The 11,436-nt window shown below is 67.7% G+C and carries 12 protein-coding genes; 8 read left to right on the top strand and 4 right to left on the bottom strand.

Features of this window, described 5'->3' with window-relative positions; translation table 11 throughout:
* Positions 1-47: 47 nt before the first annotated feature.
* Positions 48-932 carry an alpha/beta fold hydrolase gene (locus AC3WJI_RS20800; protein WP_492759213.1) on the top strand — a complete coding sequence of 295 codons (885 nt, stop codon included), beginning with the start codon at positions 48-50 and terminating at the stop codon, positions 930-932.
* Here AC3WJI_RS20800 and AC3WJI_RS20795 read toward each other — a convergent pair.
* The 4 genes from AC3WJI_RS20795 to AC3WJI_RS20780 all read right to left on the bottom strand — a co-directional run bounded on the left by AC3WJI_RS20795 (position 929) and on the right by AC3WJI_RS20780 (position 3,845).
* Positions 929-1,318: a hypothetical protein gene (locus AC3WJI_RS20795; protein WP_492759212.1), complete on the bottom strand. Its 390-nt coding sequence runs from the start codon at positions 1,316-1,318 to the stop codon at positions 929-931. The genes AC3WJI_RS20800 and AC3WJI_RS20795 overlap by 4 nt on opposite strands.
* Positions 1,308-2,297: an eCIS core domain-containing protein gene (locus AC3WJI_RS20790; RefSeq protein WP_492759211.1), complete on the bottom strand. Its 990-nt coding sequence runs from the start codon at positions 2,295-2,297 to the stop codon at positions 1,308-1,310. The genes AC3WJI_RS20795 and AC3WJI_RS20790 overlap by 11 nt, the downstream gene beginning before the upstream one ends.
* An 86-nt stretch (positions 2,298-2,383) precedes the next feature.
* A complete protein-coding gene (locus AC3WJI_RS20785; RefSeq protein ID WP_492759210.1) occupies positions 2,384-2,761 on the bottom strand; it encodes a DUF6157 family protein in 378 nt (125 codons plus the stop codon).
* Positions 2,754-3,845, bottom strand: a complete 1,092-nt coding sequence (locus AC3WJI_RS20780; RefSeq protein ID WP_492759209.1) for a DUF2332 domain-containing protein — start codon at positions 3,843-3,845, stop codon at positions 2,754-2,756. The genes AC3WJI_RS20785 and AC3WJI_RS20780 overlap by 8 nt, the downstream gene beginning before the upstream one ends.
* 59 nt (positions 3,846-3,904) lie before the next feature.
* Here AC3WJI_RS20780 and hisG point away from each other — a divergent pair, with 59 nt between their 5' ends.
* From hisG to AC3WJI_RS20745, 7 genes are all read left to right on the top strand, one after another.
* The gene (hisG, locus tag AC3WJI_RS20775) at positions 3,905-4,663 is read left to right on the top strand and encodes an ATP phosphoribosyltransferase (RefSeq protein ID WP_492759208.1); all 759 of its coding nucleotides are present in this window, start codon (positions 3,905-3,907) and stop codon (positions 4,661-4,663) included.
* The gene (gene hisD / locus AC3WJI_RS20770; RefSeq protein WP_492759207.1) at positions 4,660-5,946 is read left to right on the top strand and encodes a histidinol dehydrogenase; all 1,287 of its coding nucleotides are present in this window, start codon (positions 4,660-4,662) and stop codon (positions 5,944-5,946) included. The genes hisG and hisD overlap by 4 nt, the downstream gene beginning before the upstream one ends.
* 99 nt (positions 5,947-6,045) lie before the next feature.
* Positions 6,046-6,507 (top strand): transcription antitermination factor NusB, encoded by a 462-nt coding sequence (gene nusB / locus AC3WJI_RS20765; RefSeq protein ID WP_492759206.1) that lies wholly within the window; start codon positions 6,046-6,048, stop codon positions 6,505-6,507.
* A gap of 139 nt (positions 6,508-6,646) precedes the next feature.
* The gene (gene thiL / locus AC3WJI_RS20760; RefSeq protein ID WP_492759205.1) at positions 6,647-7,495 is read left to right on the top strand and encodes a thiamine-phosphate kinase; all 849 of its coding nucleotides are present in this window, start codon (positions 6,647-6,649) and stop codon (positions 7,493-7,495) included.
* A gap of 100 nt (positions 7,496-7,595) precedes the next feature.
* Positions 7,596-9,776, top strand: coding sequence for a sodium-translocating pyrophosphatase (locus AC3WJI_RS20755; RefSeq protein WP_492759204.1), 2,181 nt, complete (start codon positions 7,596-7,598; stop codon positions 9,774-9,776).
* 86 nt (positions 9,777-9,862) lie between these two features.
* Positions 9,863-10,813 carry an oxygen-dependent tRNA uridine(34) hydroxylase TrhO gene (gene trhO, locus AC3WJI_RS20750; protein ID WP_492759203.1) on the top strand — a complete coding sequence of 317 codons (951 nt, stop codon included), beginning with the start codon at positions 9,863-9,865 and terminating at the stop codon, positions 10,811-10,813.
* The gene (locus AC3WJI_RS20745) at positions 10,776-11,405 is read left to right on the top strand and encodes a glutathione S-transferase (RefSeq protein ID WP_492759214.1); all 630 of its coding nucleotides are present in this window, start codon (positions 10,776-10,778) and stop codon (positions 11,403-11,405) included. Before trhO ends, AC3WJI_RS20745 begins: the two co-directional genes overlap by 38 nt.
* Positions 11,406-11,436: the final 31 nt, after the last annotated feature.

Below are 11,436 nucleotides of genomic sequence, written 5' to 3'. Positions count from 1 at the left end.
ACCCCAACCCCTCCCCTGAAGGGGAGGGGCTTAAGAAGGAGAAGCGTGTGACCTTCGAACTCCAACGCATCGCTCTCGCCACCGGCGTCGAGCTCGACGTCGCGGTCGCGGGCGATCCGACCAATCCGCCGATCGTTCTGCTCCACGGTTTCCCTGAATCGCACCGCACCTGGCGGCACCAGATCCCTGCGCTCGCCACCGACCACTATGTGGTCGCGCCCGACCAGCGCGGCTTCGCGCGCTCGTCCAAGCCTGAGGGGGTGGACAACTATACGCCCGACAAGATCGTCGCCGACCTGCTCGCGCTCGCCGACCATCTCGGCATCGGGCAGTTCACTCTGGTCGGGCACGATTGGGGCGGAGCGGTCGCGTGGATGGCTGCGCTCCAGCATCCGCAGCGGATCACGCGACTAATCATCGTCAACGCGCCGCATCCTTTGGTCTTCCAGCGCTCGCTGTTCGACGATCCCGCGCAGCGCAAGGCGAGCCAGTATATCACCCGCTTCCGCGACACCGGGATCGACCAAGGGCTGGTCGGCGCGGGGCTCGAGCGCTTCTTCGCCTCGACCTTCGCACAGCATGTCGTCGGCGCGATCGCGGGTGCGGACAAGGCGGCCTATATGGACGAATGGGGCCAGCACGGCGCGATGACGGCGATGCTCAACTGGTATCGCGCGAGCCGCATCATTGTGCCGGCACCCGGCGAGGATGCTGAACGGCCGGCCTGGCTCGACGCGCCGTTCCCGCCGGTGACCCAGCCGACCCTGGTGATCTGGGGCATGCGCGACGTCGCGTTGCTGCCGGTGCAACTCGAGCTCGCCGGTCTGGTACCCGACCTGACGATCGTCCGCGTCGAGGATGGCGGCCATTTCGTGCCCTGGGAAAAGCCCGAGGCGGTGACCGCGGCGATGCGGGAATGGCTGGACGCCTAGGAAGGCGTGCGCTCGAACACCGCCGCGGCGCTGAAGCCGACACCGGACACCATCACGCGATACCCGGCCCGCGGCTGCAACGGTGCGGCCGGCGCGCGCGCGCCAAATTCGCGCGGTAGCTCGCCGTAGCGCACTGCAGTGGCGCACCCCTTCGCGCTGCGATCGCGGCTGATCTCCCAGACCGGCGCGGCATCGTCGGGCGCCTTGGGATAGACGGTGACGCTGTCGATGCAGCGGCGGGCACCTTCCGACGGGGCGGCGAGCGCGAACGTGACCCCGCGCGGGTCTTGCGTCACCGCGAGCTCGGCGCCCTGCTTGCACCCCGCCAGCGCCAGCGTCGCGCAGATCAGTCCTCCGAACACGTCGGCTCGGGGGCTAGAGGCCATAGATCCCGGTGTTCTCCAGGCGACGCTCGAGGTCGCGCAGAGTCGCCTGGTCTTGGGGAAGTGTCGATCCGCGCAGGCGGGCGTAATCGCCCACCATCTCGGCCTGTCCCTCGATCGTTTCCTCGGCATAGGTCGTGTCCCGCGTGTCGTAGCGGTAGACCTCGTTGCGATCGAAGTCATGGTCCTTCAGGTCGTTGGCATATTTGTTGGCGAAGGACCCGTAGCCGAGACGGTCATATTGCACGACATGGCTGAACTCGTGGATCAACAGCGAACGTTCGTCACCCGGCTGGCCAAGGTCGCCGGAATAATGATCTTTGTCGAGATAAATGGTGTTGCCGATCGTGATCGCCGGATTGCCGCCGAGCTTGAACGCAGCATGTGCGGCGGGCGAGTTGCCCGGCCCATCGACGATCCGCACCTTGTCGAGATCGATCTCTTCGCCATAGGCGGCGCGGATGGCGCTGCGCTCCGCGGTAGTCAGCGTTCGCGCCTTGTCGCCGCGCATCGAATCAGCGAGCGCATCCGCCGCCGCGTGCGGCAGGGTGCGGAGCTTGTCGCCGATCGCATCGGCCGCCTCGCGAAGCTCCTGCAGCCCGCGCCGCGCCAGGTCGATCGGATTGGGCAGAGATGGCAGGCTGGGAAGATCGGGCAGGCCAGGCAAGCCCGGGAAACTCGGAAGACTTGGCAGGCCGGGCAATTCAGGCAGATCCGGTATGCCGGGGATGTCCCAACCGCCAAACGCCGCAGTCACCTGCATCGAACGCAGCAATTCGCCCTGCTCGACCGGCGTCAGCAACGCCGTTGCCTGGTCGTAGCGCTGCGCGGCCGCACCGGAATTGGTTTGCGCCAGCGCCGCGATCTCGATGCCGAGCGCGTTCACGTCGGTTCGGCCCTGCGCGTCGGTCGGGAGCGGCGGCTGGGCAGACGCTGGGGTTCTGCTGGGCAGGCTTGCGCCATTGTTTTCGACGGCCAACATCAGAAAGCTCCTCTGCTTGCCCCAGCAACGCAATGCCCCCAATGATCGACGCACCCAATAGTCGCTCCGACTATCGGCGCCGCGCGCTAGCGCTTGCTGCGCATCCCCGGCGTCTTCTTGACGGCGTCGTCGTCGAACAGCTTGCAATAGCGCTCGCTTTGCGGATCGAGCAGTGCGATCCGGCCTTCGTGATCATGATGCACGCCCCAGCCGAACTGCTTGACCAAAGGCGAGGTGCGCAGACAGGCCTGGGGCTTCGCGAAAAACTCTCCGCGGCTCTTGTCGCCGCCGCGTGCGCGGTGCGTCTCGTAGAGCAGGTCGTCGCTGGTCAGCGCATAGGGCTTGCCCAGCAGGCCATGCTGGATCGTGGCGACGGTGCCGAGCTTTTGGGGAATCGTCGCTTCCGAAACCGGGCAATCGGCCGATGGCGTGATCAGCGTGTCGCGAGAATTAATACTATACATCGGCATAGGCCCGCATGACGTACGGTCGCGTTTCATAGGGCGGCGCGAGTGCCTCGACCCAGGCGCCGTGCGCGTGGGTGAGCGCGACGAGTTGCAGCGGCGTGTCGCCGGGCCAGCCGCGGACGCGGACTTCGTGGCGATTGAGGTCGCGATTGGGCTCCATCATCACCCAGCCGAGCGGGCGCTCGGGGGTGGCGCGTTCGCCGGCTTCGGTCATCGCATCGGCGATGCGTTGCTGGATCGCATCGGAGAGGTACTGCCAGACCACCGAATGCATCAGCACGCGGGTGACGCCGGCCGCCTGTGGCTCGGCGAGGCGGGCCTCGACCCAGTCGGCGGCGTCACCCTGGACCAAGTCGACGCCTTCGGCGCGGACCATCGCGATGGTCTTTTCGAGTCGGGCCTGGCGCTCGGTGTTCTCGACCCAGCAATAGGCCTGGAGGCGCTCCGCATCGCGCTCACCCGACAGATCGAGCGGCTGGATATCGACGCCGCGCGCGGAGACGATCTCGATCGGCGCGTGCGGCGGCGGCGGGCCGCGCCATTCGGGCTTGATCTCGACCGGCGAGTCTGCCGGCCCCGATCGCTCGCCGCCTAGATCGAATCGATAGCGGCCGATCAACAGGTTGAGCCCCGCGCTCGATCCGATCTCGAGCACTTCGAACTTGGGGCCGTAGCGCGCCGCGAGATGAAGGATGCCGGTCATCAATCCGGCCGAGCGCCCGGCCTCGTTGGTCTGGGGCGGGCCGTCGAGCCAGGGCAGCAATTCGGCATCGTGCGCGACGAAAACCTGGTTGAGGATCGCGCTGAGCTCGGCTTCGTCAGTGACCGCGCCGGTGAAGACGGGGGCGATCTCCGGGGCGCCGCGCCGGTAAAGCGCATGAAGCCCGCCGATCAGCCGCAGCACCAATGCGTCGGCGACCGGCTCGCCCGGCCAGTCGAGCACGCGGCGCCCGGTCTCGCTGTCGCGGGTCAGGCCGGGGCCGAGCACCGTGGCGATGCGCGCGGTGATCGGTGCGGCCATCGCGGTGCAATAGCCGGCCTGGATGCGGAAGCTGTCGCGGTTCGTCTGCTCGTCGGCCATGAGTCCTCCCTTCGGCTCTGTTGCGCCCGGGCCACCCCCCAAGTAAAGCCCCGGCACCCATGCAAGAACCGCTCATCCTCGCCGTCCCCAAGGGCCGGATCCTCGACGAGGCGCTGCCGCTGCTCGCCGCGGTCGGCATCGTCCCCGAGCCCGCTTTCTCGGACCCGGATAGCCGGGCGCTGCGCTTCCGGACCAACAGCCCGGCGATCGACCTGATCCGCGTGCGCGCGTTCGACGTCGCGACCTTCGTCGCGCACGGGGCGGCACAGCTCGGCATCGTCGGCTCGGACGTGCTCGCGGAGTTCGACTATTCGGAGATCTACGCGCCGGTCGATCTCGGCATCGGCCACTGCCGCATCTCGGTCGCCGAGCCCGCCGACATGGCCGAGAAGGACGATCCGCGCGGCTGGAGCCATGTCCGCATCGCGACGAAGTATCCGCACATCACCCGCGCGCATTTCGAGACGCGCGGGGTGCAAGCCGAGTGCGTCAAGCTGAACGGGGCGATGGAGCTGGCGCCGGTGCTCGGACTCGCGCCGCGGATCGTCGACCTGGTCTCGTCGGGCAAGACGCTCAAGGAGAATGGCCTGGTCGAAGTGGAGGTGATCGCTGAGGTGACCAGCCGGCTGATCGTCAACCGCGCGGCGTTCAAGATGCGCGCGGGGGAAGTGGTGCCGCTGGTCGATGGGTTCCGGAGGGCCATTTCTCCCCTCCCGCTTGCGGGAGGGGTCGGGGGAGGGCTTGACGTGCGTGAGTCGGATGGAACCTCCCCGTCACTCCCTCCCCTTACCCCTCCCGCAAGCGGGAGGGGAATGTGATCCGCCTCGATGCCTCCGCGCCGGACTTCGCCGCGGCCTTCACCACCCTCGTCAACGCGCGCCGCGAAACCGATGAAGATGTCGCGCGCAACGTGACGCACATCATCCGGCGCGTCCGCGACGAGGGCGATGCCGCGCTCCGCGACCTGACCCGGCTGTTCGACAAGCACGATCTCGACCAGAGCGGCTGGCAGATCGACCGCGCCGATTGCCTCGCGGCGTGGGAAGGGCTGACCCCCGAACTCCGCGACGCGCTCGAGCTCGCCGCCGAGCGGATCGCGGTGTACCACGCCAAGCAGAAGCCCGAGGATCGCGACGAGATCGACAGCGCCGGCATTCGCCTCGGCGCGCGCTGGCGCGCGGTCGATTCGGCGGGAGTCTATGTCCCCGGCGGACGCGCGGCCTATCCCAGCTCGGTGCTGATGAACGCGATCCCCGCCAAGGCGGCGGGGGTTCGGCGGCTGGTGATGGTCACGCCGACTCCCAATGGCGAAGTCAACCCGCTGGTGCTCGCCGCAGCGCACATCGCCGGGGTCGACGAACTCTGGCGCGTCGGCGGCGCGCAGGCCGTGGCGGCGCTGGCCTATGGCACCGATAGGATCGCGCCGGTCGACGTGATCACCGGCCCGGGCAACGCCTGGGTCGCCGAAGCCAAGCGCCAGCTCTACGGGGTGGTCGGAATCGACATGGTCGCCGGCCCTAGCGAGATCGTGGTTGTTTCGGACGGTAAGAACGAACCCGAATGGATCGCTGCCGACCTGCTCAGCCAGGCCGAGCACGACCCGACCAGCCAGTCGATCCTGTTCACCGACGATGCCGGGTTCGCCGACCGGGTGGCCGCGGCGGTCGATGCGCAGATCGAGACGCTGTCTACCGCGGCGACGGCGCGGGCGAGCTGGGACGCCAATGGCGCGATCATCCTGGTGCCGAGCCTGGTCGAAGCGATGCCCTTGTGCGATCGCCTCGCCCCCGAGCATCTCGAGCTCGCTTGCGACGAAGCCGAGCAATTGTTCGACCTGGTGCATCACGCCGGCTCGGTGTTCCTCGGCCGGCACACGCCCGAGGCGGTCGGCGATTATGTCGCCGGGCCCAACCATGTCCTGCCGACCGGACGACGCGCGCGCTTCGCCTCGGGGCTGTCGGTGCTCGATTTCATGAAGCGGACGAGCTTCCTGGCCTTGGACGAAGCCGGGCTTGCTGCTATCGGGCCGGCCGCGGTTGCGCTGGCGGAGGCAGAAGGCCTGCCCGCACACGCGAGATCGGTCGCGATTCGATTGGCTTAGTGTTCCTGCGAAAGCAGGAACCCAGAGTCGCACAGACCACGCTCCGTTACCCTGGGCTCCTGCTTTCGCAGGAGCACCGAGGACGCTAAGGATCCTTAAATGCCCAGCCCCAAAGCCCGTACCCGTTCCAAGGCCCGTGCCGCCTCGCGGCTCGCCGCCGTGCAGGCGCTGTACCAGCAGGAGATGGAGGGCACCAAGCTCGCCGTCCTGCTCACCGAATTCCACCAGCACCGGCTCGGCGCGACGATCGAGGATGTCGAATATGCCGATGCCGACGTTCCGTTCTTCGACGACATCGTCAAAGGCGTCGACGCGCGGCGCGAGGAGGTCGACCGGCTGATCGCGGGCAAGCTCAGCGCCGACTGGTCGCTCGACCGGCTCGACAAGCCGATGCGGCAGATCCTCCGCGCGGGGACCTACGAATTGCTGGCGCGCGCGGACGTGCCGGTGGGGGCGGTGATCAGCGAATATCTCGACGTCACCGACGCATTCTACGACCGGCGCGAAAAGGGGTTCGTCAACGGCCTGCTCGACGCGATCGCGAAGGAAGTGCGGGGTTGAACCCTGATCCTCCCCGGGACGGGGAGGGGGACCATGCGTAGCATGGTGGAGGGGGCGTGCCGCCAGGGGTATCCTATGCGTAGAGCCCCCTCCGTCAGCGCTTCGCGCTGCCACCTCCCCGTTCCGGGGAGGATCTGAGATGCGCGAGCTCGAGTTCATCGCCGCGCTGCGTTCGCTGCCACTCCACCCCGGCGCGCAGGATCTGCGCGACGATGCCGCGGTGATCGAGATCGGCGGCGAGGCTCTGGTCGTCACCCATGACGCGATTGCCGAGGGGGTGCATTACCGTGCTGGCACCGATCCTGCCGATATCGCGTGGAAGCTGGTCGCAGTGAACCTCTCCGATCTTGCCGCCAAGGCTGCCGAGCCGATCGGGGTGCTGATCGGGGCGACTTTGGTCGAGGGCGCCGAGCGTTTCGTTCAGGGTTTGCGCGAAGTGCTCAACGCATACGACGTCAAGCTGCTCGGCGGCGACACGATTTCGTATGCCGGCCCGGCGACCTTCGGCTGCACCGCAATCGGTCGCGCCACCGCCAGGCCCGTCCCGGCGCGGACGGGCGCGCGGGCAGGGGATGCGCTCTATGTGACCGGGACGATCGGCGCGGCGATGCTCGGCTTCGAAGCTGGCGACGGCGCCGCCTATCTGCGCCCACGGCCTCGGCTCGCGGAGGGGCTGGCGCTCGGACCACATGTCAGCGCGATGATGGACGTGTCCGACGGGCTGCTGCTCGATGCGCGGCGGATGGCCGAGGCGAGCGGCTGCACCGCCGCGCTCGCGCTCGACGCGATCCCGTTCGCGCCGGGGGTGGATGACCGGCTCGCCGCGGCGCGCTGGGGCGACGACTATGAATTGCTGTTCGCCGCGCGCCAAGGCAGCGCTCTGCCCGTGCCCGCCACCCGGATCGGCACGATGCGCGAACAGGCCGCGCAGCCCCTGCTGCTCGATGGCGAAACCCCTCCCGAACGCCTCGGCTACGAGCACCGCTGAGGCGGGTTGCGCGCGCTTCGGGTGCCCGATACCTTCCCCGCTCCGCACGACCGGCATCAGACCGGCGGCGGTTTCAGTTCTAGGGGAAGGACATCGCCTGATGACGATTGTGTATCTCGCCATCGCCTGCGGTTTGCTGGCGTTGGCTTACGGCTTTCTGACCAGTCAACAAGTGCTGCGCGCCTCGCCCGGCAATTCGAAGATGCAGGACATCGCCGCCGCGATCCAGGAAGGCGCGCAAGCCTATCTGCGCCGGCAATATACGGCCATTGCAATCGTCGGCGCGATCGTCGCAATCGTCATGTTCCTCACCCTCGGCGCGCTGCCGACTTTGGGCTTCGTGATCGGCGCGCTGCTTTCCGGGCTTGCCGGGTTCGTCGGCATGAACATCTCGGTGCGCGCCAATGTCCGCACCGCTGAGGCCGCACGGCAATCGCTCCAGTCGGGGCTGACACTCGCCTTCCGTTCGGGCGCGATCACCGGCATGCTGGTGGCCGGGCTCGGGCTGCTCGCGATCGCGGGCATCTTCGCCTATCTGGTCGACGTCGCGGATCTCGCGCCCAATTCGCGCAAGGTGATCGAGACGCTGACCGGGCTCGCCTTCGGCGCCTCGCTGATCTCGATCTTCGCGCGCCTGGGCGGCGGCATCTTCACCAAGGCAGCGGACGTCGGCGCCGACCTGGTCGGCAAGGTCGAGGCCGGAATCCCCGAGGACGATCCCCGCAACCCCGCCGTCATCGCCGACAATGTCGGCGACAATGTCGGCGATTGCGCGGGCATGGCCGCCGATCTGTTCGAAACCTATGTCGTCACCCTGGGCATCACCATGGTGACGATCGCGCTGCTGATGCGCGGGCTGGTGCCCGAACAGCTGCTCGCGCTGATGACCCTGCCGCTGATCGTCGGCGGCGTGTGCATTATCACCTCGATCGTCGGCACTTATTTCGTCCGGCTCGGGCGGAAGGAGTCGATCATGGGCGCGCTCTACAAGGGCTTCTGGGTAACGGTGATCCTGTCGATCCCGGCGATCATCGGCGTGACGCATTATACGCTCGGCGGGCTCGACACCGTGATCGGCGGGGTCGGCGATCCCTCGGCCTTCCTCGAAAGCTCGACCGGCACTGCCGACCAGCTCAATATCGGCACCGCTACGGGTCCGAGCTTCACCGGCTGGGATCTCGTCATCTGCATGATGATCGGCCTCGCCGTCACCGGTTTGCTGGTGTGGATCACCGAATATTACACCGGCACCAACTACCGCCCGGTCAAGTCGATCGCCAAGGCATCGGAGACCGGCCACGGCACCAACGTGATCCAGGGCCTCGCGATCAGCCTTGAATCGACCGCGCTGCCGACCTTGGTGATCGTGATCGCGGTCATCGCCGCCTATCAGATCGCCGGGGTGATCGGCGTGGCGTTCGCGGCGACGTCGCTGCTCGCGCTCGCCGGCATGGTCGTCGCGCTCGACGCCTACGGCCCGGTGACCGACAATGCCGGCGGCATTGCCGAGATGGCCGGGCTCGAGGACGAAGTGCGCCACAAAACCGATGCGCTCGACGCAGTGGGCAACACCACCAAGGCCGTGACCAAGGGCTATGCGATCGGCTCGGCGGCGCTGGCGGCGCTCGTGTTGTTCGGGGCGTACACCACCGACCTCCACGAGTTCTTCCCCAACGTCGACGTCGATTTCAGCCTGAGCAATCCCTACGTCATCGTCGGGCTGCTGCTCGGGGCGCTCTTGCCCTATCTGTTCGGCGCGTTCGGCATGACCGCGGTCGGCCGTGCGGCGGGTTCGGTGGTGCAGGACGTCCGCGACCAGTTTCGCGACAATGCCGGGATCATGCAGGGCACCAGCCGCCCGAATTACGGCCGCACGGTCGACATCGTCACCCGCGCGGCGATCAAGGAAATGATCGTGCCCTCGCTGCTGCCGGTGCTCAGCCCGATCATCGTCTATTTCCTGATTACGGCGGTGGCAGGCCAGCATGAGGGCTTCGCGGCGCTTGGCGCGATGCTGCTCGGCGTGATCGTCTCCGGGCTGTTCGTTGCGATCTCGATGACCAGCGGCGGCGGCGCGTGGGACAATGCCAAGAAATATATCGAGGACGGCAATCACGGCGGCAAGGGCTCCGAGGCGCACAAGGCCGCGGTGACCGGCGACACCGTCGGGGATCCGTACAAGGATACGGCCGGTCCCGCGGTCAATCCGATGATCAAGATCACCAACATCGTCGCGTTGCTGCTGCTCGCCGCGCTGGCGGGAAGCCACATCGCGGGCTGACGCCCGAAAACGTTCGACCCTCTCCCCGTCCGGCGCGCCCGGGCGGGGATTTTGTTTGCGCGGCGCGGCTCTGCTAGGGGCGCGGCGTGACTCAGCCTGACCTCCCGATCCACGTCGCCGCACTTTACCAGTTCACGCGCTTCGCCGATTGCGCTGCGATCCAGGCACCCTTGGCCGCCCTCTGCAATGCCGAGGGCATCAAGGGCACCCTGCTGCTGGCACCTGAAGGGATCAACGGCACGATCGCCGGATCGGACGCCGGGATCGACGCAGTGCTCGCTCATATCCGCAGCCTGCCGGGCTGCGCCGGCCTCGACGTCAAACATTCGCGCGCGGCGGCGATGCCCTTCCACCGGATGAAGGTACGATTGAAGCGCGAGATCGTGACGATGGGCGAGCCCGACCTCGACCCGACCGATGCCGGCACCTATGTCGCGCCGCAGGACTGGAACGCGCTGATCGATGCCCCCGGCACGATCGTGATCGACACCCGCAACGACTATGAAGTCGCGATCGGCAGCTTCGCCGGCGCGATCGACCCGCAGACGCAGAGCTTCAGTCAATTTCCCGAATGGGTGCGTGCACATCGGCACGAATGGGAGGGCGCCGACAAGCCGAAGATCGCGATGTTCTGCACCGGGGGGATCCGCTGCGAGAAGTCGACCGCCCTGCTCAAGGCCGAAGGGTTCGAGGAGGTCTATCACTTGAAGGGCGGCATCCTCGCTTATCTCGAACAGGTCGCGCCCGAGGCGAGCCGCTGGCAGGGCGAATGCTTCGTGTTCGACGAACGCGTGTCGGTCGGGCACGGGCTCGCGCTCGGCAGCTACGGACTGTGCCGCGCCTGCCGCAGGCCGGTGAGCGCGGAGGACCAGACTTCGCCGTTGTTCGTCGAGGGCGTGGCGTGCCCCGCCTGCCACGACGCGCGCAGCGACGAACAGCGCGCGCGCTATGCCGAGCGGCACCGCCAGGCGGCGCTGGCTGCGGCGCGGGGCGAGGCACATATCGGCGCGACCTTTTCGGAGTCCGACCCTGACTGAGCCGATCCTCTACAGCTTCCGCCGCTGCCCTTATGCAATGCGGGCGCGGCTGGCGCTGGCGGTGAGCGAGACGGCTCACGAGATCCGCGAGGTCATGCTGCGCGATAAGCCCGCGGCGATGCTCGCGGCCTCGCCCAAGGGGACGGTGCCGGTGCTGGTGCTGCCCGGCGGTACGGTGATCGACGAGAGCCTAGACATCATGCGCTGGGCGCTGGGGCGCAACGATCCCGAGGATTGGCTGGCGGGCGACGATGCCGGGCTGATCGCGGCGAACGACGGGGCGTTCAAGCACCATCTCGACCGCTACAAATATCCCGAGCGGCATGGATCCGATCCGATCAAGCATCGCGGGCGGGGGCTGGAAATGCTGGGCGTGCTTGAGGCGCGATTGGCGGAGCATCCCTGGCTATGCGGCGCGCGGCAATCGCTCACCGATGCGGCGATCCTGCCGTTCGTGCGCCAGTTCGCCGCTGTCGATCGCGACTGGTTCGATGCGCAGCCGCTGGCGGAGGTGCAGGGCTGGCTGGCGCGGCAAATGTCTTCGGCTTTGTTCGCCGAGGTGATGGCCGTGCGGCCGCAGCGGGTCCCTTAAGCCCCTCCCCTTCAGGGGAGGGGTTGGGGGT

The organism is Sphingomonas sp. FW306-1B-B10E, from assembly GCF_058782005.1.
Note: the sequence above shows the minus strand (reverse complement) of the source record. Positions and strands in the feature narration are given on the sequence as shown.